Origin of the sequence: Pseudomonas sp. W4I3 (assembly GCF_030816195.1) — a bacterium.
Taxonomy (GTDB): Bacteria; Pseudomonadota; Gammaproteobacteria; order Pseudomonadales; family Pseudomonadaceae; genus Aquipseudomonas.
Genome location: NZ_JAUSXS010000001.1, coordinates 1,536,782 through 1,558,701 on the forward strand (window position 1 = coordinate 1,536,782; position 21,920 = coordinate 1,558,701).

Annotated in this window: 13 protein-coding genes, 1 tRNA gene and 4 pseudogenes; 13 read left to right on the forward strand and 5 right to left on the reverse strand. The window is 62.0% G+C overall.

What is annotated here, in order from left to right; translation table 11 throughout:
* The first annotated feature begins 30 nt into the window (after positions 1–30).
* From QF045_RS06885 to QF045_RS06895, 3 genes are all read left to right on the forward strand, one after another.
* The gene (locus tag QF045_RS06885) at positions 31–444 is read left to right on the forward strand and encodes a pilin (protein ID WP_306494864.1); all 414 of its coding nucleotides are present in this window, start codon (positions 31–33) and stop codon (positions 442–444) included.
* Positions 445–508: 64 nt separating this feature from the next.
* A tRNA-Thr gene (locus tag QF045_RS06890) sits at positions 509–584 on the forward strand.
* 174 nt (positions 585–758) lie between these two features.
* Positions 759–1,064, forward strand: coding sequence for a DUF6388 family protein (locus tag QF045_RS06895; RefSeq protein ID WP_306491573.1), 306 nt, complete (start codon positions 759–761; stop codon positions 1,062–1,064).
* Positions 1,065–1,183: 119 nt separating this feature from the next.
* Here the strand turns inward: QF045_RS06895 and nadC are convergent, their stop codons facing one another.
* A complete protein-coding gene (nadC, locus tag QF045_RS06900) occupies positions 1,184–2,032 on the reverse strand; it encodes a carboxylating nicotinate-nucleotide diphosphorylase (RefSeq protein WP_306491574.1) in 849 nt (282 codons plus the stop codon).
* A gap of 246 nt (positions 2,033–2,278) precedes the next feature.
* Between nadC and QF045_RS06905 the strand changes: the two are divergent.
* The 6 genes and pseudogenes from QF045_RS06905 to QF045_RS06925 all read left to right on the forward strand — a co-directional run bounded on the left by QF045_RS06905 (position 2,279) and on the right by QF045_RS06925 (position 8,606).
* Positions 2,279–4,436: pseudogene (locus tag QF045_RS06905) on the forward strand (DUF1631 domain-containing protein).
* 61 nt (positions 4,437–4,497) lie between these two features.
* Positions 4,498–5,062, forward strand: a pseudogene (gene ampD / locus QF045_RS06910) (1,6-anhydro-N-acetylmuramyl-L-alanine amidase AmpD).
* Positions 5,059–5,895: a regulatory signaling modulator protein AmpE gene (ampE, locus tag QF045_RS06915; protein ID WP_306491575.1), complete on the forward strand. Its 837-nt coding sequence runs from the start codon at positions 5,059–5,061 to the stop codon at positions 5,893–5,895. Before ampD ends, ampE begins: the two are co-directional and overlap by 4 nt.
* Positions 5,896–6,040: 145 nt before the next feature.
* Positions 6,041–6,940, forward strand: coding sequence for a hypothetical protein (locus tag QF045_RS27705; RefSeq protein ID WP_373424409.1), 900 nt, complete (start codon positions 6,041–6,043; stop codon positions 6,938–6,940).
* A gap of 407 nt (positions 6,941–7,347) precedes the next feature.
* A complete protein-coding gene (locus QF045_RS27710) occupies positions 7,348–8,052 on the forward strand; it encodes a methyl-accepting chemotaxis protein (RefSeq protein ID WP_373424473.1) in 705 nt (234 codons plus the stop codon).
* Between the two features lie 125 nt (positions 8,053–8,177).
* Positions 8,178–8,606 (forward strand): hypothetical protein, encoded by a 429-nt coding sequence (locus QF045_RS06925; RefSeq protein ID WP_306491576.1) that lies wholly within the window; start codon positions 8,178–8,180, stop codon positions 8,604–8,606.
* Here QF045_RS06925 and QF045_RS06930 read toward each other — a convergent pair.
* Both QF045_RS06930 and cra read right to left on the reverse strand, forming a co-directional pair.
* Positions 8,553–9,329 (reverse strand): TatD family hydrolase, encoded by a 777-nt coding sequence (locus QF045_RS06930; RefSeq protein ID WP_306491577.1) that lies wholly within the window; start codon positions 9,327–9,329, stop codon positions 8,553–8,555. The two genes, QF045_RS06925 and QF045_RS06930, sit on opposite strands and share 54 nt — an antisense overlap.
* 2 nt (positions 9,330–9,331) lie before the next feature.
* Positions 9,332–10,327, reverse strand: coding sequence for a catabolite repressor/activator (gene cra, locus QF045_RS06935; protein WP_306491578.1), 996 nt, complete (start codon positions 10,325–10,327; stop codon positions 9,332–9,334).
* A 294-nt stretch (positions 10,328–10,621) separates the two neighbouring features.
* Here cra and ptsP point away from each other — a divergent pair, with 294 nt between their 5' ends.
* The 3 genes from ptsP to QF045_RS06950 are packed head-to-tail and all read left to right on the forward strand — an operon-like array spanning position 10,622 to position 16,125.
* Positions 10,622–13,480 carry a phosphoenolpyruvate--protein phosphotransferase gene (gene ptsP / locus QF045_RS06940; RefSeq protein ID WP_306491579.1) on the forward strand — a complete coding sequence of 953 codons (2,859 nt, stop codon included), beginning with the start codon at positions 10,622–10,624 and terminating at the stop codon, positions 13,478–13,480.
* Complete coding sequence (pfkB, locus tag QF045_RS06945; protein WP_306491580.1) at positions 13,481–14,401, forward strand: 1-phosphofructokinase; 921 nt, start codon at positions 13,481–13,483, stop codon at positions 14,399–14,401.
* Positions 14,402–14,412: 11 nt separating this feature from the next.
* Entirely contained in the window at positions 14,413–16,125 is a 1,713-nt protein-coding gene (locus tag QF045_RS06950; RefSeq protein WP_306491581.1) for a PTS fructose-like transporter subunit IIB, read from the forward strand.
* 131 nt (positions 16,126–16,256) lie between these two features.
* On the opposite strand, the pseudogene QF045_RS06955 reads toward QF045_RS06950, so the two are convergent.
* Positions 16,257–17,406, reverse strand: a pseudogene (locus QF045_RS06955) (integrase core domain-containing protein).
* 194 nt (positions 17,407–17,600) lie between these two features.
* Between QF045_RS06955 and QF045_RS06965 the strand changes: the two are divergent.
* Positions 17,601–19,143, forward strand: a pseudogene (locus QF045_RS06965) (alkaline phosphatase).
* Positions 19,144–19,276: 133 nt separating this feature from the next.
* Here the strand turns inward: QF045_RS06965 and QF045_RS06970 are convergent.
* A complete protein-coding gene (locus QF045_RS06970; protein WP_306491584.1) occupies positions 19,277–21,802 on the reverse strand; it encodes a sulfite reductase flavoprotein subunit alpha in 2,526 nt (841 codons plus the stop codon).
* Positions 21,803–21,920 lie beyond the last annotated feature (118 nt).

Sequence of the window (21,920 nt, forward strand, 5' to 3'; positions counted from 1 at the left end):
GTCATGGTTCTATTCTGGAGAGTGAAAGTGATGCGTCAGAAAGGCTTTACCTTGATCGAATTGTTGATCGTCGTGGCAATCATCGGCATTTTGGCCACGATTGGCCTGCCCATGTACACCAAGCACCAGGCCAAGGCCAAGTTCACTGCGGGGTTGGCTGAAATCAGCGCGTTGAAGGCCGGCTACGAAGATGTCATCAACCAGGGCACTGTGCCCAAGCTCGATCTGATCGGCGGCAACAGCCCCACCGCCAATTGCAAAATCGATGTGACAGGAGACGTCGCCACCGGCAGCGGCTCCATCAGCTGTGAAATCCTCGATGCGCCTGCGCCCGTACTCGGCAAGACCATCACCTTGACTCGCAGCGCCACCACCGGCTGGACCTGTGCTACCACGGCCGATGCGCAATACGTCGCCAAGGGTTGTGGCGCCAACGGCGCATGACGCCTATCGGGCGGTGAGCGAGCTGGTTGCCGCATGCCCGATGCGGTGCTAGCTTTAGCCCACCGCCCGTGTAGCTCAGCCGGTAGAGCAGCGCACTCGTAACGCGAAGGTCGCAGGTTCGATTCCTGTCTCGGGCACCAAGGCAACACTGTTTCAAAGGCCTGTTTTCAAAGGCCTGTTTCAAAGGCACTGTTTTCAGATGATCCCAGAATGGTTCTGAAGGCCAGACGAGCCGGCATTCGCGCCTGCTCTTTTGTATCTGCGCAACCTTGATGACCCAGATGCATCCCCATTCCTCGATCTAAGAGAACGACATGACCACGACTGAGATGACCCAGGAAGTTCGGCACCAAGCAGCCCTCGACAAATACCTCGAGGCAACGCCGCAGCTTAAAGAAGAGATCAAGGACCTGAGCGCTGACGACCAGCGTGACCAGATTCAGTGGGCATTCGAGGACGAGGCGGAGAGCCAGAATCTCCAGCCTTGGGAACTGACCCTCAAGTACACCTCTACACCGGAAGAATTCGAAACCGCACGCCTGGCTTTGCACAAGGAAGCCGCTGAAGTGCTGGGTGTCGAATGGGATGAATACTGCGAGATGAACAATCTTGTAGTCTGAAAGCAGCCTGTAGGAGCGAGCTTGCTCGCGAAAAACGCAAAGGCGCCGCGTGCACTCAACGTTCACGCGTTATCGTTAATGTTTTTTCGCGAGCAAGCTCGCTCCTACAATTAAAGCTCTTAGATACTCAACCGCATCGACAAATCCACGGCCTTCACGTCCTTGGTCATCGCGCCGATGGAGATGTAGTCCACGCCGGTCTCGGCGATGGGCAGCAGGGTGCTTTCATTGATCCCGCCGCTGGCTTCCAGCTTGGCCTTGCCCGCGTTCAGCCGCACGGCTTCGCGCATGTCTTCCAGGCTCAATTCATCGAGCATGATGATGTCGGCACCCGCCGCCAATGCTTCGCGCAACTCTTGCAGGCTTTCCACTTCGATTTCCACCGGTTTGCCCGGGGCGATCTTGTGGGCGGTGTTGATTGCCTGGGCAATGCCCCCGCATGCAGCGATATGGTTTTCCTTGATCAGGAACGCGTCATACAAGCCGATGCGATGGTTGTGGCAACCGCCGCAGGTGACTGCGTATTTCTGCGCCAAACGCAGGCCCGGCAGTGTCTTGCGGGTGTCCAGCAGCTTGACCTGAGTGCTGGCGACGAAGTCCGCCAGGTACTGGGCGCGTGTGGCGACGCCTGACAGCATCTGCAGGAAATTCAGCGCACTGCGTTCACCGGTAAGCAGCGAACGCGCCGGTCCCTCAAGGTGAAACAGCGGCTGGTTGGGACTGACGCGTTCCCCATCGGCCACCTGCCAATGCACGGCGACGCGCGGGTCCAGTTGGCGGAACACCGTATCCACCCAGGCGGTACCGGCGATAACCGCCGTATCGCGGGTAATGATCGTGGCCTTGGCCAGCCGTTCGGCCGGGATCAACTGTGCGGTGATGTCACCGCTGCCGATGTCTTCCAGCAGGGCGCGGCGCACGTTGGCTTCGATTTCGGCGGTGAGATCGGCAAGACGCAGGTTCGGCATAACAGGCTCCACAGACAAAGTGCCGCGATTATAGGGGCTGTGTGGATCTGAACCCAGACGCCTCGCTCATTTATCGCGCAGGGGCAGAGTTTGCTGGCGCAACCACCCTCATTTGCCAGATAATCCCGCGCCTTGCAATTGGCGTCATAGCTTTGACGTCGTGATGGTGACCGGGTATTCGCAGCGCCCAGATGGCCTGCTTGCGGTCAATGCCCATCTCAACACCCGCCGTTTCAGGAGGCCAGGATGCACAATGACGGGAAGGTGGTGCCTATCAAGCAGGCACAGGCCACGCCATCGCCGCTTGCACGCCTACCAGTGGTGGTTTTGCAGGTGCGCGACAAAGCGGCGCAGCAGTTGCAACAGGGGTTGCAGGAACTGTTCGATAACGCCGACGACACCCTGTTCGAAATGGCCGACAAGGCCCGTAGCACCGTTGACCAGCATATTTTCTTCGAGGCCATGCGTGACCTGCGCCTCAAGCGCAAGAACTTCGAGCGCGTGTTCATGGAGCAACTGTTTGCCGCCTTCGCCAATCTGGGCCTGGCCCATAGCGACGAGTTGCATCCGGTGCCGGTGGTGTCCTATGAGGTACCTTGCAGTACGCAGGCCGATGAGCGGGAAAAGGCCGTGGCGCTCGAAGCGATGCTCGGTCGGGGTGCAACACCGTGACGGTCTGGCACTTGGGCAATTGAACATGCGGTTGAGCGAGGTGTTGGGCCGGCGCATGAACGATCAGCAAAACCCTCTGGGCCCCGCATTGCTGTGCCGGTTTTTTCTGCAGGCGGGCCGTAGCCTGGGGGTGGAGATCCGGGTCAAGCTGATCATGCTCAAGCTGTTTGAGAAATACGTTCTCAGCGATGCCGACCAGCTCTTTGGCGAAGCCAATCAACTGCTCGTGGCCACCGGGGTTCTGCCCGAACTCAAAAGCGTACCGTCCCGTCGCGCGGGTGGACGTGCGGCGCGTGAGCTGGAGCACCAGGCCCGTCCACCGGCCGCTGAACCGGCGTGCGACGAAAGCGGCCAGCAAGCCTTTACCGCGTTGCAGGGATTGCTGGTCGCGGTGCGCGGCAGCGTAGCGCCGACCCTTGAAGCCAGTGCGCAACCGCAACCCATCGCCACCCGAGACCTGCTACGCCTGCTTTCGCATTTGCAACAATATGTACCGGAGCCTGAGGCCGAGGACGATTTCGACCTGCGCAATCAACTTGAACAGTTGCTGACCCGGGTCAGCGTCAAGAGCGGCAAGTCGCGGGTGGTGGAGACGGCGGACGAGGACGTGATCAACCTTGTCGCCCTGCTTTTTGAGTTCATCTTCAATGATGGCAGTGTGCCCCACGCCTTCAAAGCCCTGATTGCACGCTTGCAGATCCCGATATTGAAAGTCGCCGTGCTGGACAAGAGCCTGTTCAACTGCCCCGGGCATCCGGCACGACGCCTGCTCAATGAAATCGCCAGCGCTGCGATGGGTTGCAGCCCGCAGAGTGACTATCAGCAGGACAGCCTGTACGTGCGTATCGAACAGGTCATCCAGCGCCTGTTGAATGAGTTCGGTGAAGATCCGGCAATTTTTTCGCAACTTCTGGGGCAATTCAGCGCATTCGTTAAAGAAGAGCGCCAGCGCAGTGAGTTGCTCGAACAGCACACCCGTGATGTCGAGGAGGGCCGCCTGCGTACCGATGTGGCCCGCCAGCGCGTGGCGCAGGTGCTCAATCGACGATTGCTGGGCAAAGCCTTGCCACCGTTCGTGGTGCAGTTTGTGCAACACACCTGGAGCCAGGTACTGCTGCTGGCCTACCTCAAGCATGGTGAACAATCGGTGCAATGGCAGACCGGACTGCGCACCCTGGATGAATTGGTCTGGAGTGTCGGCCTGCGCGAAGACACCGAGGCGGGCCGGCACTTGCTGGAGCAATTGCCCGTGTTGCTCAAGTCGTTGCGCGACGGGTTGGCGAGTGCGGCGTTCGATCCTTTCAGCACCCGTGAATTCTTTTTGCGCTTGCAGGCCGTGCATGTCCAGACCTGCGAAGGCGAAGGTGGCGATGGCCTGATTGAAGTTTGCGAGCCCTTCGTTCTCAGCGCCAGCTTGTCGGACGCGCTCGAAGACCTGCCGCAGGATGATCCGGACGTGCGCAAGGTTCATCAGTTGCGGGTCGGTGGGTGGGTGGAGTTCCGGCAGGGCGAGGACAGCCGGCTGCGGTGCAAGCTGACCGCGATCATGGCACCGACCCAACGTTATATTTTCGTCAGCCGCACAGGGCTCAAGGTTCTGGAGAAAAGCGCCGGCCAATTGGCCATGGCGTTCAAGCAGGACACCCTGCGCTGCCTGGACGAGGGTTTGCTGTTCGACCGTGCGCTGGCTGCCGTGGTAGGCAACCTGCGTCAACTCAATCACGGCAAGTGATCGCAACCGCAGGGCGGAACGCGGCATACTGGTAACACGTCGTCTTATTCAAGGAGCCTGTATGCAGTTGGACCCCGTCAGCGGTTGGTTCGAGGGCATCCGTCATTGCCCTTCGCCCAACTTCAACGAGCGCCCGGCAGGCGAGATATCGCTGTTGGTGGTACATAACATCAGCCTGCCACCGGCGCAGTTCGCCACCGGCAAAGTCCAGGCGTTTTTCCAGAATCGCCTGGATATCTCGGAACACCCCTACCTTTGAAGGGATTGCCAGCCTACGGGTGTCTGCGCATTTTCTGATTGAGCGCGACGGCACGATCACGCAATTTGTGGCCTGCCAGGACCGGGCCTGGCATGCAGGCGTGTCCAGCTTCGACGGACGTGAAGTGTGCAATGACTTCTCACTGGGGGTCGAGCTGGAAGGCACGGACGAGTTGCCATTCACCGATGCCCAGTACGAGGCGCTGATTGACCTTACCCGCCAGTTGCTCGCAGCCTACCCGGCGATCACCCCCCAACGTATCTGCGGTCACAGCGACATCGCCCCAGGCCGCAAAACCGACCCGGGCCCGGCTTTTGATTGGATGCGCTTTCGCAGCGCGCTGCAGGATGGAGGACACACACAATGAGTTTCCTGGTGCTGGTACTGGCGGTGTGGATCGAGAAGTTCTCGGCCTTGCGGCAGCGGTTGCAGCGTGACGGCGGGTGGCTGCGCGAGCTGGCCAAGCTTGAGTCGAGCCCGCGCATGGGCAAGCGGCCCTGGCTGATCCTGTTGGTACTCGTGGCACTGCCCGTGGCGTTGCTGGGCTTGTTGCTGCTGGTGCTGGAGCCCGTGGCCTATGGCTTGCTGGCACTGCCGGTGCATCTGTTGGTGGTGATCTACAGCCTGGGCCGTGGCGATCTGCTTGCAGGGCTGGGACCGTTCCGTGATGCCTGGCGTCGTGGTGACCTGCAAGCCGCCGAGCATGTGGCCGAACGTGACCTGAAGCTGGGTGCCGACAGTGGCGAACAATTGCTGGAGCGCGTTCAAGGCCATCTGCTGTGGCAGGCATACCAGAGCTTTTTTGCGGTGATTTTCTGGTATTTCCTGCTCGGTCCAGTGGCCGCTCTGGCCTACCGCCTGCTGGCGCTGGCCAGCGAATACAGCCAGAACCCCCTGGTGGCCGAGCGCGCCACGCAATTGCGGCATGCCTTTGACTGGCTACCGGTGCGTCTGCTGGCGGCGAGCTTTGCCCTGGTGGGCAACTTCGTCGCGGTTAGCCGGGTGATGCTCCACGAATTGCTGAGCTGGGATATCAGCGCTGCACAGTTGGTGGAGAAAGTCGGCCTGGCTGCCGCGGAAATACCGCCGCCGGTGGTGGGCGCGGAGGGCATCGTCAGTCTTGATCGCTTGTGGGAGCTGCTGCTGCGCGCGGCGGTGCTGTGGTACGCCGGGTTTGCAATCTGGACCGTGTTGCCCTGAGCACTTCGGCAGGGGCTACACCCCTGCCGTTAACCTTACGTTACAAAACTCCCTTTCAAATTGAGCTATACAGGCAGAGCGCCAAATAGTGGCTATCTGCCGCCGCCCTGCGCCTCAATAAAAATAAAAGAAAGGGAGATCGCCCGTGAAGAGCTTGCTCTATCCCGCTGTCGCGCTGATGAATCGCCTGAGTTTCGGCATGAAGTTCAGCCTGATCAGTGTGCTGTTCCTGCTGCCGATGCTGGCGACCAACTATTTTCTGGTGCGTGACGCCTGGGCTGAATTCCAGGGCACCCGCATCGAACTGCAAAGCCTGGATCTGCTCGGCAGCAGCCTGGTGGTGCGGCGCGAGCTGGAAGCGCTGAATAACCAGGTGCAGATCAATGCGACCCTAGGCCAATCCGGCAAGGCCGGCGACCTTGAAGCCAGGATCGGCGCTCTGGAGCAGAGTGTTCTCGACCGCGTGCAGGGGCTCAGCGCGATGACTACCCAGCCCGAGCAGGTTGCAGCCTTTGATACCAAACGCGACGAACTGATCGCCGCGTTCAAGGTCCAGCAACAGGAAACCTCACTGCTCAACAAAAGCGCGCTGATTGGCAAGTTGCTCAATCAGGCCCAGATACTCAGCCAGATCATCGCCAGTCAGTCCGGCTTGAGCCGAGATTCGCAGAGCGACCTGCGCCAGCTCAGCGACCTGATCACCGCCGTCACTCCACAAGTCACCCAGCTGTTGGGGGAAGGGCGTGCGATGGGCGCGTATTCCCTGGGGCAGGGCTTTATCAATTCTTCCTCCAGCACACGGTTTGACGAACTGTTACAACAGCTGGAAAAACTCCAGGGCGAATATGCCTTGAAACTGCAGGATGCGCTCGGCGCCAGCCACGCCGCGCAGGCGGCACTCGACAGCGCGGCGCAGGCCAGCCGGGCCAGCCTCAAGCAGGGCGCAGAGGTGTTCGAAGAACAGGTGGTGGTGGCTGAGACCCTGGACACACCCTGGCAGGGCTTCTACGACACAAAACCTATCAACTCGACGACGCCAGCCTGACATTCCTCAAGCAGCAACTGGAGCAACGCCTGGCCCAAAAGCGCCTGCACATGGTGCTGCTGGTCACGGCGTTGGTGGCGGTGTTTGCGCTGATTTTCTATCTGTATGCAGGCTTCTATGCCTCAACGCGCAGCACTTTGCGCAGCCTTGGGACGATGATGGACAAGGTGGCGGCTGGCGATATGACGGTCAGCTTCGTTGCCCAAAGCCGTGATGAACTGGGGGATCTGGGTCAGGTATTCAATGGAACAGTGGCCAAGATTCATGACCTGATCGAACGCGTCGGGCACACCGTTTCCCAGGTCGAATTGCAAGCCGGGCAAGTACAAGTGGTTTCGGCGCAGAGCAATCAGGCGGTGTCCGGCCAGCGCAGCCAGATCGAGCAAGTGGCGACGGCGATGAACCAGATGTCGTCCACTGCCCAGGAAGTGGCGCGCAGCGCCGCAGCGGCCGTCAGCAGTGCCCGCAGTGTCAACGATGAAACGGTCAGCGGCCGTGGGCTGGTGCAGTCCCAGCAAGGCAGCATTGCGCGCCTGGCCTCGGAGATCGATGAGTCGGTGCGAGTGATCAACCAGTTGGCTGCCGACAGCCAGTCCATCAGCGGCGTATTGGAAGTCATCAAGAGCATTGCCGAGCAAACCAACTTACTGGCGCTCAACGCGGCGATCGAGGCCGCGCGCGCCGGTGAGCAGGGGCGTGGATTTGCCGTGGTGGCCGATGAGGTGCGCACCCTGGCTCGGCGTACCCAGCGCTCCACCGAAGAAATCGAACAGATGATCGGCCGCTTGCACAGCGGCGTCGGCGCAGCCGTAAAGGCCATGGGCGCCAGTCATGACATGGCCAGTGGCACGGTAGGGCAGTCGGAAAAAGTCCAGCAAGCCCTGGAGAACATCCTCGGTGCGGTAGGGATGATCGTCGATCAGAACCAGCAGATCGCCGCCGCCGTGGAGCAGCAAACGGCCGTCGCCCAGGAGATCGACCAGAATATCGTCGCCATCAATCGTGCCGGTGAAGACGCGGCGCAGGGCGCCGGCCAGACCGAGGCGGCCAGCCATCAGTTGTCGCAGCAGGTGAGGGAACTGAAGCAATTGATTGGCGCGTTTCGCGTGTAGGAATGGTCGTTCGGATTTGATTCTGTCTGGCGTGGCCCTTGTCCTGATTTCACTGACAGCCTTTCAAAGCGCTGTGAATAGGCGAAGATTTTGTCACCTGGTCACGGTCTCAAGGAGGCACGGCGATGGCCGCTGTAATCGGCATCAAAGGGCATTGCGCCCAGTGCGACATGACGTTCGAACTCAAGCCTTGGCAACTGAACGCCATTGCCATCGATGAACCCTTTGTCTGTACGTATTGCCACGCCTGCCTGCAGCTGTGTTGCCAGAAACAGCTACGTCAATTCCGCGCCCTGGACCATTGGGCTCTGGTGCGGCCGAGCATGATCATGCTGACCTGCGCGACCCTGCTGGCGGCGCTGTTTGCCGAGTGGCTGGGGCTGCTCAGTGTGATCGGGCAGTTCAATATTTCACTGATGACGCTGCTGATCCACTTTCTGGTGCTGCGCTACGCCCGTCATCGGCAAAAGATGACATTGAATCTGCAAGCCGTCAGCCGGCTACCACTGGAACAGCTCGCACGCATTGCGTGTGCTCGCCTCAGCCAGCCGTGAAGCACTGATGCCCATCCGCTCGGCCAGGGCGGCACAGATGTCCGGCAAGTGCTGCGGGCTGTTGCGCTGGCCCGGGTACATGGCCGGGGCCATATCCGGCGCGTCGGTTTCCAGCACCACGGCGTCCAGCGGTAATTGAGCCAGCACCCTGTGCATGCGCAGCGCCTGCGGCCAGGTGGCGGCGCCGCCCAGGCCCAGCTTGAAGCCGAGCTTGATGTACTCGCGGGCTTCTTCCTGGCTGCCGGCGAACGCATGGATAATGCCGCCCCGCGGCACCCGAATGCGCTTGAGCGTGGCGATCACCGCCGCGTGGCTGCGGCGGACGTGAAGCAAGGCCGGCAGTTGGAAGTCCACCGCGAGTTGCAGTTGGGCCTCGAACAGCGCTTGCTGGCGTTCACGGCCCAGGTGCTGCACAAAGTAATCCAGGCCGATTTCACCCACGGCACACAGTTGTCGGTGGCCATGCAAGCGCGTCAGCCAGTCGCCCAACTCCAGCAGGTCGGCAGGGCGGTGCTCATCGAGATACACCGGGTGCAGGCCGAAGGCGGCGAACAAGCCTTCATCCGCTAGCACCAAATCCCACAATCGTTGCCAATTGCGCTGATAAACACCGAGCACCACCATGCGCCGTACCCCGAGTTCACGGCTGTGGGCGAGGACCTGCGCACGATCACTGTCGAAGTCCGCAAAGTCCAGGTGCGTGTGGGTGTCGATCAGCTCCACGCTCAGGCCTCGTGAATGCGCTGCTTGAAGGTTCGGCTGATCCCGTGCACGCCGGGCTGGTAGTGTTCCTCTTCGATGGCGGCCAGGGCCAGGCGCAGCGCGGTCTCGGCGATCAGTTGATGCTGCTGGGCCATGGCATTGACCGGCAGCGGCAGGAAATCCAGCAACTGGGTATCGCCGAAAGTGCCCAGACGCAGGGGACGCGACTTGAGTGGGAAGTCGTGCAGTGCGTCGAACACGCCTTGCAGCAGCACGTAGGACGTGGTCACCAGGGCGTCAGGCAAATGCCCCAGGCGTTGCAGTAATTGCTCCATCAGCTGTCGGCCGCAGTCTCGGCTGAAGGCTTCGCCCTGTTCGATGATCACCTCACCGGCGAAGCCATCCAGGGCTTCACGGAACCCCGCGGCACGTTCCTGGCTGATGCTCAGCTCCGGGCGTGCGCCGATCAGTGCGATTTGCTTGGGCAGCGGTTGCAGCAGGCTGCTGGTGAGTTGCTGGCAGGCCTGGCGGTCATCGCTGACCACCGAGCAAAACTGGCTGGGCTCCATGACCCGGTCGATGGCGATCACCGGCAAGCCTTTGGCTTGCAGCTCGCGATAGCTGTCGTCGCTGTCCGGCAGGCAGCTGGCGACAAACAGCGCATCGCAACGCCGCGCGCGGAACAGTTGCAGCAGCTGGCGCTCGCTGTCGGCTTCATCATCGGAGCTGGCGATCAACAACTGATAACCGCGCGCCCGCGCCCCTTGTTCGAGCAATTTGGCAATCCGTGCGTAACTGGGGTTTTCCAGATCCGGCAGGATAAAGCCCAGGGTGCGCGTGTGCCGGCTGCGCAAGCCGGCGGCTTGTGGGTTAGGCGTAAAACCATGGGCCTGGACCACGGCCCGCACGCGCTCCACCGTCGCGTGACTGATGCGCTGTTGTTCGGCCTTGCCATTGATGACATAGCTGGCGGTGGTTACGGACACACCGGCCAGACGTGCGATATCACTGAGTTTCAAACCGGGTTTTCCTTGTTTTTTAGAGCGTGCCCCGACATTTTGTCCAATCCTAACCGATTACAGCCTACGACCAATGTGCCACAGCAGGCGCCGAGTGGCCCTTCAAGCTTGCGCAATTACCGCGTAATCTGCCATAAATTCTAGATTAAACGTTTCAGCAAGCGTATTTTTACGATGTTCGCCGCTGAGTGGCTACTGCCAATTGACTGCTCAGTCAGTTGTTTTCGAACACCGCTAAGCTGATTTATTCAAAACAATACCTAGTGCGCACCCCGCACTAACTAGGAGAACGGCATGCTCGAGCTCACTGTTGAGCAGATATCCATGGGCCAGGTGGCTGTGGATAAATCTGCTGCCTTGCACCTGCTCGCTGAAAAACTGGTGGCCGATGGCCTGGTCGCCGACGGCTATCTCAGTGGCTTGCAAGCCCGTGAAGCCCAAGGCTCGACCTTTCTCGGCCAAGGCATCGCCATTCCACACGGCACCCCGGAAACCCGCGACCAGGTATTTTCCACCGGCGTGCGCCTGCTGCAATTTCCCGAAGGCGTGGACTGGGGCGACGGCCAGGTGGTGTACCTGGCGATCGGCATCGCCGCCAAATCCGATGAACACCTGCGCCTGCTGCAACTGCTCACCCGCGCCCTGGGTGAAACCGACCTCGGCCAGGCGCTGCGCCGTGCCGGTACCGCCGAGGCCTTGCTCAAACTGCTGCAAGGCGCGCCGCAGGAGCTGGCCCTGGATGCGCAGATGATCAGCCTGGGTGTGTCGGCCGATGATTTCGAAGAACTGGTGTGGCGCGGCGCGCGCCTATTGCGCCAGGCCGACTGCGTGAGCAACGGGTTTGCCGCGGTGTTGCAGCAAGTCGATGCGCTGCCCCTGGGTGATGGCCTGTGGTGGCTGCACAGCGAGCAGACGGTCAAGCGTCCGGGCCTGGCATTCGTCACGCCGGACAAACCCATGCGCTATCTGGGCCAGCCACTCAATGGCCTGTTCTGCCTGGCCAGCCTGGGCGAAGCGCATCAGGCATTGCTTGAGCGCCTGTGCGCGTTGCTGATCGAAGGGCGCGGCCAGGAATTGGGCCGCGCTACCAGCAGTCGCGCAGTGCTTGAAGTGCTGGGTGGCGAACTGCCGCCCGATTGGCCCAGCGCCCGCGTCACCCTGGCCAATGCCCACGGCCTGCATGCGCGCCCGGCGAAGATCCTCGCCCAACTGGCCAAGGGCTTTGACGGCGATATCCGCGTACGCATTGTCGACGGCCCGGTCGGCGCGGTATCGGTGAAAAGCCTGAGCAAACTGTTGAGCCTCGGCGCACGGCGCGGCCAGGTGCTGGAGTTTATCGCCGAGCCGACCATCGCTGGCGATGCGCTGCCTGCCCTGTTGGCTGCGGTTGAAGAAGGCCTGGGCGAAGCGGTCGAGCCGTTGCCGACGGTGAGCGCCCAGGCCGTCAGCGTCGATATCGAACCGGTTATCAGCGCGCCGCTGCCCGGCAGCCAGATTCAGGCGATTGCCGCAGCGCCAGGGATCGCCATCGGCCCCGCACATATCCAAGTGCAACAGGTCTTCGACTACCCCTTGCGCGGCGAGTCCTGCGCCGTCGAGCGCCAACGCCTGCACAGCGCGCTGGGAGACGTACGTCGCGATATCGAAGGCCTGATCGCACGCAGCACTTCCAAGGCCATCCGCGAGATTTTCATTACCCACCAGGAAATGCTCGACGACCCGGAACTCACCGACGAAGTCGACACCCGCCTCAAGCAGGGCGAAAGCGCTGAAGCCGCCTGGATGAGCGTGATCGAAGCCGCCGCCAGGCAGCAGGAGTCGTTGCAGGATGCCTTGCTCGCCGAACGCGCGGCCGACCTGCGCGATATTGGCCGCCGCGTATTGGCGCAACTGTGTGGCGTTCAAACCACTCAGGAACCCACTGAACCCTACATTCTAGTGATGGACGAAGTCGGCCCTTCGGACGTCGCACGCCTGGACCCGGCTCGCGTCGCCGGCATCCTCACGGCCCGTGGCGGCGCCACGGCCCACAGCGCCATCGTCGCGCGTGCCCTCGGCATTCCGGCGTTGGTCGGTGCCGGGGCGGCGGTGTTGCTGCTTGGCGCCGGCACGCCGCTGTTGCTCGACGGCCAGCGCGGTCGCCTGCATGTCGACCCCGACGCCGCCACCCTGCAACGCGCCACGGTCGAGCGCGACACCCGCGAACAACGTCTGCAAGCCGCGTCTGCGCAACGCCACGAACCGGCGCTGACCCGCGACGGCCATGCCGTGGAAGTGTTCGCCAACATCGGCGAAAGCGCAGGCGTTGCCGCTGCGGTGGAGCAGGGCGCCGAGGGCATCGGGCTGTTGCGCACTGAACTGATTTTCATGGCCCACCCGCAAGCGCCCGACGAAGCCACCCAGGAAGCCGAATACCGTCGCGTACTCGACGGCCTCGACGGGCGGCCGCTGGTGGTGCGCACCCTTGATGTGGGCGGCGATAAACCGCTGCCGTATTGGCCGATTGCCGAAGAAGAAAACCCCTTCCTCGGGGTACGCGGCATTCGCCTGACCTTGCAACGCCCGCACATCATGGAAGCGCAATTGCGCGCACTGTTGCGTTCCGCCGATAACCGCCCGTTGCGCATCATGTTCCCGATGGTCGGCAGCGTGGATGAATGGCGCGCCGCCCGCGACATGACCGAACGTCTGCGCCTGGAAATTCCGGTGGCCGACCTGCAACTGGGGATCATGATCGAAGTGCCGTCGGCCGCGCTGCTGGCGCCGGTACTCGCCAGGGAGGTCGACTTTTTCAGCGTCGGCACTAACGACCTGACCCAGTACACCTTGGCCATCGACCGTGGTCACCCGACATTGTCGGCCCAGGCCGATGGCCTGCATCCGGCCGTGCTGCAGCTGATCGACATCACCGTGAGCGCCGCCCATGCCCATGGCAAATGGGTCGGCGTGTGCGGCGAGTTGGCGGCCGACCCGCTGGCCGTGCCGGTGCTGGTCGGCTTGGGGGTGGATGAGTTGAGCGTGTCGGCGCGCAGCATCCCCGAAGTGAAGGCGCGGGTGCGTGAATTCAGTCTGAGCCAGGCCCAGGGCCTGGCGCAAAAAGCACTGGCGGTGGGTTCCCCCGCCGAGGTGCGTGCTTTAGTGGAGGCCGTGTAAATGGCAAGGATTTTGACCCTGACGCTGAACCCGGCGTTGGACCTCACGGTACGCTTGGCGCGCCTGGAACCAGGCGATGTCAACCGCAGCGAAACCCTGCTCACCCATGCCGCCGGCAAGGGCGTGAACGTGGCGCAGGTGTTGGCGGACCTTGGCCACCAGGTGAGCGTCGGCGGCTTTCTCGGCGCGGATAACCCCCAGGCGTTCGAGGCGCTGATCGCCAGCCGCCAGTTTGGCAACGCGTTCATCCACGTGCCGGGCGAAACCCGCAGCAACATCAAGATTGCCGAGCAGGATGGCCGGGTGACCGACATCAATGCACCGGGGCCGCTGGTGAGCGAGCACGCGCAAAATGAGCTGCTCAAATTGATCAGCGCCATTGGTGGCGAATTCGACGCGGTGGTGGTCGCCGGCAGCTTGCCGCGCGGCGTCAGCCCGCAGTGGTTTCAGCACCTGCTCGAACTGTTGAAAAGCCTCGGTTTGAAAGTGGCCCTCGACACCAGTGGCGAAGCACTGCGCGCCGGTTTGAAGGCCGGGCCCTGGATGGTCAAACCCAATACGCAGGAACTCGCCGAAGCGCTGGACAACGCCCCGGATGCCATCCGCCAGTTGCATCAACAGGGGGTGGAACATGTGGTGGTCTCCGACGGTGCCGCCGGCGTGACCTGGTACCGCTCGGGTACGGCCTTGCATGCCACGCCGCCGACGGTGACGGTTGCCAGCACCGTAGGCGCCGGCGACTCGTTACTCGCTGGCATGCTGCACGGCTTGCTCAGTGGCGACACGCCCGAACAGACCCTGCGCCGCGCCACGGCGATTGCCGCGATGGCGGTGACGCAAATCGGTTTTGGCATCAGCGATGACGCGCAGTTGGCGCGACTCGAAAGCGGCGTTGATGTGCGCGCGCTGACAGAACAATAAGAGGGTTTGTGATGAAGTTAGCCATTGTTACCGCCTGCCCGAACGGCATGGTCACCAGTGTGCTGTGCGCTCGCTTGCTGGACGCCGCCGCACAGCGCCAGGGCTGGAGCACCAGTGTTGAAGTGGTGGATGTGCAACGCCCGGACAGCCAGCTGTCCCAGGCGACCATCGATGACGCCGAGTGGGTGCTGCTGGTCAGCAGCACGCCGGTGGATATGCAGCGCTTTGTTGGCAAACGTGTGTTCCAGAGCACGCCGGCCCAGGCGTTGGCGGATGTCGATGCGGTGATGCGCCGGGGTGCCGAAGAGGCGCAGGTGCAGGTGGCGAGCCAGGCACCTACCCAACAGGCGGCGCGCATTGTTGCAATTACCGCCTGCCCTACCGGCGTGGCCCACACGTTCATGGCCGCCGAGGCCTTGCAGCAGACCGCCAAGCGCCTGGGCTATGACTTGCAGGTCGAGACCCAGGGCTCGGTCGGTGCGCGCACGCCGTTGAGCCCGGAGGCCATCGCCAACGCCGACGTGGTGTTGCTGGCGGCGGACATTGAAGTGGCCACCGAACGCTTCGCCGGCAAGAAGATTTACCGCTGTGGCACCGGCATCGCCCTCAAGCAATCCGAAGCCACGCTGAACAAGGCGCTGGCCGAGGGCGCGGTGGAAAACGCGGCCAGCGGTGCGGTGGCCAAATCGGAAAAAACCGGGGTGTATAAACACCTGCTCACCGGGGTGTCGTTCATGCTGCCGATGGTGGTGGCGGGCGGCTTGTTGATTGCCTTGTCCTTCGTGTTCGGCATCCATGCTTTCGAGGAAAAAGGCACCCTGGCGGCGGCGCTCAAAACCGTCGGCGACCAGGCCTTCATGCTGATGGTGCCGCTGCTGGCGGGCTATATCGCGTATTCGATTGCCGACCGTCCTGGCCTGGCGCCGGGCATGATCGGCGGTTTGCTCGCGGGCACACTGGGGGCCGGTTTCATTGGCGGGATCTTCGCCGGTTTCCTGGCCGGCTACAGCGTCAAGTTGATCTCACGCGCGGTGCGATTGCCGCAAAGCCTGGAGGCCCTCAAGCCGATCCTGATCATTCCGTTGCTGGCGAGTCTGTTCACCGGCCTTGCGATGATCTACCTGGTGGGCCCTCCGGTGGCGCAGCTGCTCACGGGGCTGACGGATTTTCTCAGCACCATGGGCACCACCAACGCGGTGCTGTTGGGCATCCTGTTGGGCGGCATGATGTGTGTCGACCTGGGCGGTCCGATCAACAAGGCCGCGTATGCGTTTTCCGTCGGGCTGCTGGCAGCGTCGAGCGGTGCGCCGATGGCCGCGACCATGGCGGCCGGCATGGTGCCGCCGATTGGCATGGGCATTGCCACCTTCCTGGCCCGGCGCAAGTTCGCCCAGACTGAACGCGAAGCCGGCAAGGCCGCGATGATTCTCGGGCTGTGCTTCATTTCCGAAGGTGCCATTCCGTTTGCGGCCAAGGACCCATTGCGGGTGATCCCGGCCAGCATTGCCGGCGGTGCGCTGACGGGGGCGCTGTCGATGTACTTCGGTTGCAAACTGGCTGCGCCCCACGGAGGTTTGTTTGTGCTGGTGATTCCGAACGCGATGAACCATGCGCTGCTGTACCTGCTGGCGATTGTGGCCGGCAGTGTGCTGACCGGGTTGGTGTATGCGCTGATCAAGCGTCCGGAAGCGGCGGAACTGAAGGTCACTGCCGCCACGGCCTGATGAGGTTTGAAAATGTGGGAGGGGGCTTGCTCCCGATAGCGGTGTGTCAACCAGTACATCTGGTGCCTGACACACTGCCATCGGGGTGTAGAACCGTAGACATCGTTTACATCTGAAACCGGGGACATCGTTTACACTTTTGAGGCCTGGACGCGCGTCATACCTCGTCCAAGCCTCCCCAAGGGATAATCACACAAGTACAAATCCCAAACATCCTCGTCAGCTTCTTTGAGCCCTATCCGTTCCCCAGATAGCGCCTCGCTAATAAATACCAACTTGCCGTTCCATTTGATCGATCCATCCTGTCTGACGCTGCGAACCTTCATTTCCGCGGGATACTCCACATCGGGCAAGCATCCTGGGTAAGGTCGGGTAGACGGTACATACAAATCTCCCGGACGTTTCATACCGAGTGCTTCATGAGGGCGTACGTAATTGAACTCATGCCTGAAGTGCTCCAGCAAAAGCTGCTGCTCGACCAAGTTTTTCCCTAAGGGCAGCTCAAGCTTCAAGCTGCGGTGCATTCGCTCATGGCGACCATTCTGCGCGGGTCTTCCGGGCATGGTGCGCTCCGGATAGATGCCGAGGCGAATCCACCAAACTGCCAGGGTGGACATTCGTGCCAGGCCAGGAGAGGCGAACGGAACCCCGTTGTCCGAACGGATAACTTCTGGCATGCCGTACTCCAGAAAAAGCCTCTCAAATGCTTGTTTTACCGGCTGGGTCTTGATCTTGGGGTGGGCCCTGCATGCCAGAATCAGCCGAGACGCGTGGTCTGTAACGGTCAGAGGGAAGCACATCTGCGCGTTAAGCATCTTGAATTGCCCTTTGTAGTCGGCGCACCACGTCTCGTTAGGTTCGTTGGCCTCTCGCATTTCTGCGTGGGAAATAGTGTGCCGACGCTTGAAGCGTCGCTTGTTGACGAGCCCGAGCCGATCAAGCCATTGGCCTGCTGTACTCGGAGAAGGCCAGGCGACTGAGGGATCTTCAAGCCGTAATAGCTCGAGGAGCTTCTTTGGCCCCCATTTATCGTGAGCCTGCTTCATCGCCATAACGCGGGGCCAAGATCTCGTCGTCGGTTTTATTGGGGCTGTTGTGAGGTCGCCGGGACAGTTCGGATAAGGATTTTAAATCGCCGTTGTGCCGGGCAATCCATTTGTCGACGGTAGGCCGACTAACGTCAAAGCGACGCGCCAATTGGCTTTTGGTGTAGTTGCCAGAAAGCCAGTCGGCGACCAGTCTGATTCGTTGATTCATCGGAGACTCTTGGTTCCAGGGCATGATCAGTTACCTCCTGATCATGCGTATTAACCTGTAAACCATGTCCCCGGTTAGAAATGTAAACGATGTCCCCGGTTTGTACCGGGGCAAGCCCCCTCCCACATTTGGATTTCTATTGGCTGTGATATCGGTGTCATAACTGTTTCATCGCCGCATGCTTAAGTGGCCCTTTTGATACTCAAGAGGGCACCCGCATGAGCCACTTCGACCTCGGCCGTCGCCGTGTAATGCAAGCTGTCGGCGCCGGCCTGCTGCTGCCGGGCCTGGCGCCGGCGGTGATTGCCTCGGTCAAGGACCGCCCGCAGCTCACCGACGGTGTGCAGTCCGGCGACCTGCTGGGCGACCGGGCGATGATCTGGAGCCGCAGCGACCGCCCGGCGCGGATGGTGGTGGAGTGGGACACCCGCAGTGTGTTCAGCAACCCGCGTCGTTTCGTCTCGCCCCTGGCCGATAACCGCAGTGATTTCACGGCCCGCGTCGAACTCACCGGGCTGCCCGCCGACCAGGCGATTTTCTACCGCGTGCATTTCGAAGACGCCCAGACCGGCATCGCCAGCGAGCCGTGGTTCGGCCACCTGCGCAGCGTGCCGCAACAGCGCCGCGACATTCGCTTTGTGTGGAGTGGCGACACCGTCGGCCAGGGCTTCGGCATCAACCCGGACATCGGCGGCATGCGCATCTATGAGGCCATGCGCCTGCGCCTGCCGGACTTCTTTATCCACAGTGGCGACACCATCTACGCCGACGGCCCGGTGCCGGCGCAACTGACCACCGAGGGCGGGGCGCATCTGGCGCAATATCACCACCGAAGCCAAGAGCAAGGTCGCCGAAACCCTCGATGAATATCGCGGCAACTACCGTTACAACCTGCTGGACGAAAACGTGCGGCGCTTCAATGCCGAGGTGCCGCAGATCTGGCAGTGGGACGACCACGAGGTGATCAACAACTGGTCATCGAGCAAACAGTTGGACGAGCGTTACCAGACCCGCGACATCAACACCCTGGTCGGTCGTGCACGCCAGGCCTGGCTGGAATATTCACCGATGCGCCGGCAAAGCGCCGACGCTGGCGGGCGGATTTATCGCAAGCTCAGCTATGGGCCGCTGCTGGATGTGTTCGTGCTGGACATGCGCAGCTATCGCGGGCCTAACGACGATAACCTGGGCGCTGAGAAACCCTTCCTCGGACGCGAGCAACTGGACTGGCTCAAGCGCGAACTCAAGGCCTCCCAGGCGCAGTGGAAGGTGGTCGCGGCCGACATGCCGATCGGGTTGGGCGTGCCGGACGGTGAGGTCAGCCCTGGCGTGCCACGCTGGGAAGCCATCGCCAACGGTGACCCCGGCGCGCCCCAGGGGCGTGAGCTGGAAATTGCCGAGCTGCTGGGATTCCTGCGGGCGCACAAGGTGCGTAACCACGTCTGGCTGACCGCTGACGTGCACTATTGCGCCGCGCATCACTACCACCCGGATCGGGCGGCGTTCCAGGATTTCGAACCGTTCTGGGAGTTTGTCGCGGGGCCCTTGAATGCCGGCAGCTTCGGGCCCAACCCGCTGGACAAGACCTTTGGGCCGCAGGTGGTGTTCGAGAAGGCGCCGCCTGCGCAAAACACTTCGCCGTTTGCCGGGTTTCAGTTTTTTGGCGAGGTGCAGATTGATGGGCAGACGGCGGAGTTGACGGTGATTCTTCGCGACTTGGACGGCGTCTCGGTGTTCGAACAAAAGCTGCAGCCCACCTGACTTGGAACACTGTAAAAACTGTGGGAGGGGGCTTGCTCCCGATAGCGGTGGATCAGCCAGCCTATTTTTAGCTGGTCCACCGCCATCGGGAGCAAGCCCCCTCCCACATTTGATCTTCAGTGCCTGTGAGGGATCAGTACACATCCCGGCGATAGCGGCCTTGTTCTATCAGGCGCTCCACCGCTTCACTGCCGAGGATATCCATCAGCGCCTGGTCCACACCCGTCGCCATTCCCTGCAAACTGCCGCACACATAAATTGCTGCACCTTCGGCCAGCCATTTGCGCAACACATCCGCTGACTCACGCAGGCGATCCTGCACGTAGATTTTCTCTGCCTGATCCCGCGAGAACGCCAGGTCCAGCAGGGCCAGGTCACCGCTGGCCAGCCAGCCTTGCAGTTGTTCCTGGCACAGGTAGTCGTGGGCGATATGGCGTTCGCCGAACAGCAGCCAGTTACGCTGCTGACCGTCGGCAATGCGCGCCTTGAGCAAGCTGCGCAGGCCGGCCAGGCCAGTGCCGTTGCCCAGCAGGATCAGCGGCACCGGCGCATCGGGCAGGTGGAAGCCGCTGTTGCGGCGCAGGCGCAGGCTGATGCCCGCGCCGATGGCGGCGTGTTCGGTCAGCCAGCCGGAACCCAGGCCGAGGCTGCCGTCTGCGTGCCGCTCCTGACGCACGATCAGCTCCAGCACGCCGTCGCTGGCAATCGAGGCGATGGAATATTCCCGCAGGCTCAGCGGTATCAGCGCATCGACCAGGGCCTGGGCGTGCAGGCCGACCAAGTGTGTGCGGTTGTCCGGCAATTGGCGCGTGGCCAGGGCCTGGTTGAGCGTTTGCGACAGGCCTTCGATCAACACGCCGTCGCTGCCCAAGAGGCCAAGCCCTTCCAGGAAGTGTTCGACGGCCTGCGGGCCATTGCGCGGCAGGATTTCCACCAGGTCACCGGCCAGCCAACTGACCGGTGCGGGCGGCGTGAGGCCCAGCAGGTACACGGCGGAACCGACGCTGCCAGGGTTGAGCAGGCTGCGTTGGCTCAGGGTCCAGGTTTCAAACCGGGCCGCTTGCCAGGCGGCAGCCGGCGCGTGACCGGTGAGCTGGCCGAGCTGTTGTTGCCAGGTCAGCAAGGCGTCGGTGTCGCCGCTGTCGACCTCCACCGGCGCAAACAGCGGGTTGCCGCCCTGGTGGGTCAGCCAGAAATGCAGGCGCCGGGCAAAGCCGCAGAAGTGCTCGTACTGCCGGTCACCCAGGGCCAGCACCGAGTAGTTCAAACCCTTGAGCGACACATCCTGACCCAGCACGCTGCGTTCAAAGCCACGGGCGCTGTCCGGCGCTTCACCGTCGCCGAACGTGCTGACCACGAACAGCGCATTTTCTGACTGGCTCAGGTCGCGCTGGCTAAGACTGCCCAAGGGCTGAACCTTCACTGGCAATCCTGCCGCCTGCAACTGACCGGCCGTCTGCCAGGCCAATTGTTCGGCGAAACCGCTCTGGCTGGCAAAGCCGATCAGCCAGGCCGGGGCATCGCTTGCGTGGGCCTCAAGACCCTTGCGCGCGTCCCTGACCTGGCGTTTCTTGCGGCGTCGATCAAGGTAGAGCAACCAGCCGGTAATGAAGAACAGTGGCATGCACAACGCGCTCACGGTGAGCACGATCCGTCCTGCCAGGCCCCAATAGCTGCCGGTGTGCAGGGCATAGACGCTGGTCAGCAACTGCGCCTTGTAGCTTTTGCTGGCGTAGCGGTCATGGGATTTGACCTCGCCGGTGGCCGGGTCCAGGTTGATCTGGTTCAGCGCACGGTCATGGGGCGAGTCTTCCAGCAGGTAAAACACCGTGGCCGGTTGCCCGGCGATGGCCGGCATGCGGATGTTGTAGGCGCTCAAACCCGGGCCTGCGTTGCTGTAGATGCTGCTCCACATCGCTTCGTAGTTGGCCACGGGTGCCGGGCCTGCGGGCGGCGGGCCGCGCTTGCGCATGCGCTCGTTCTGCGGTGCATCGGAGAGCAGTTGGGTCACGCCACGGTTGAACCAGTCGTAGGACCAATACAGCCCGGTCAGCGCGGCCAGCAGGTAGAACAGCAGGCACCAGGTGCCGAACACCGAGTGCAGGTCCCAATTGAAGCTGCGGCCCTTCTTGCGCCAGTCCAGGGTCAACCACACGCGCCAGTTGGTGACCTGGCGCGGCCAGCGCAGGTACAGGCCGGAAAGGCAGAAGAACAGCAGGATCAGGGTGCAGGCGCCGGTGATGTTGCGGCCGGTGTCGCCGATGGCGAGGAAGCGGTGCAATTGCAGGATAAAGCCGAAGACATCCTGGCCGACGGCGTCGCCCATGTAATCGCCGGTATACGGGTCGAAGTAGCGCATCTGGCCACGGCGCTCGCCCGGTAGTGGGGTGAAGGACACACGGCCGGCGTTGCCGCTTTCGCTTTCCACCCACAGCATCGCGACGGTCTTGCCTTCGGTAGCTTCCAGCTTACGTACCAGCTCGGCGGGCGGCAGTACACCCGCCTCACGTTTTTGCACGTTCAAGACCGTGGGGTTGAGCGCCCGCAGGATTTCATCCTGGAACGAGTACGCGGCCCCGGTGACCCCCATCAAGGCCAGCACCAGCCCGGCCGTGATGCCGAAGAACCAATGCAACTGGAACAGGGTTTTCTTCAACACGTCGGAGCGCCTCGCTTAGCTGGATATAGGTGTCACGGCGCGCATTATGCCGTGGGTTATCAAGAAAAATTCTGTTTTACACACAAAAGCCCCACGCATCCGATGCGTGGGGCCTTGG

Excerpts from the sequence above, each read along its gene's own strand:
- QF045_RS06895 (WP_306491573.1), top strand. The coding sequence starts at position 759 with ATGACCACGACTGAGATGACCCAGGAAGTTCGGCACCAAGCAGCCCTC.
- ptsP (WP_306491579.1), top strand. The coding sequence starts at position 10,622 with ATGCTCGAGCTCACTGTTGAGCAGATATCCATGGGCCAGGTGGCTGTG.
- QF045_RS06950 (WP_306491581.1), top strand. The coding sequence starts at position 14,413 with ATGAAGTTAGCCATTGTTACCGCCTGCCCGAACGGCATGGTCACCAGT.
- ampE (WP_306491575.1), top strand. The coding sequence starts at position 5,059 with ATGAGTTTCCTGGTGCTGGTACTGGCGGTGTGGATCGAGAAGTTCTCG.
- pfkB (WP_306491580.1), top strand. The coding sequence starts at position 13,481 with ATGGCAAGGATTTTGACCCTGACGCTGAACCCGGCGTTGGACCTCACG.
- QF045_RS27710 (WP_373424473.1), top strand. The coding sequence starts at position 7,348 with ATGTCGTCCACTGCCCAGGAAGTGGCGCGCAGCGCCGCAGCGGCCGTC.
- nadC (WP_306491574.1), bottom strand. The coding sequence starts at position 2,032 with ATGCCGAACCTGCGTCTTGCCGATCTCACCGCCGAAATCGAAGCCAAC.
- QF045_RS06925 (WP_306491576.1), top strand. The coding sequence starts at position 8,178 with ATGGCCGCTGTAATCGGCATCAAAGGGCATTGCGCCCAGTGCGACATG.
- QF045_RS06885 (WP_306494864.1), top strand. The coding sequence starts at position 31 with ATGCGTCAGAAAGGCTTTACCTTGATCGAATTGTTGATCGTCGTGGCA.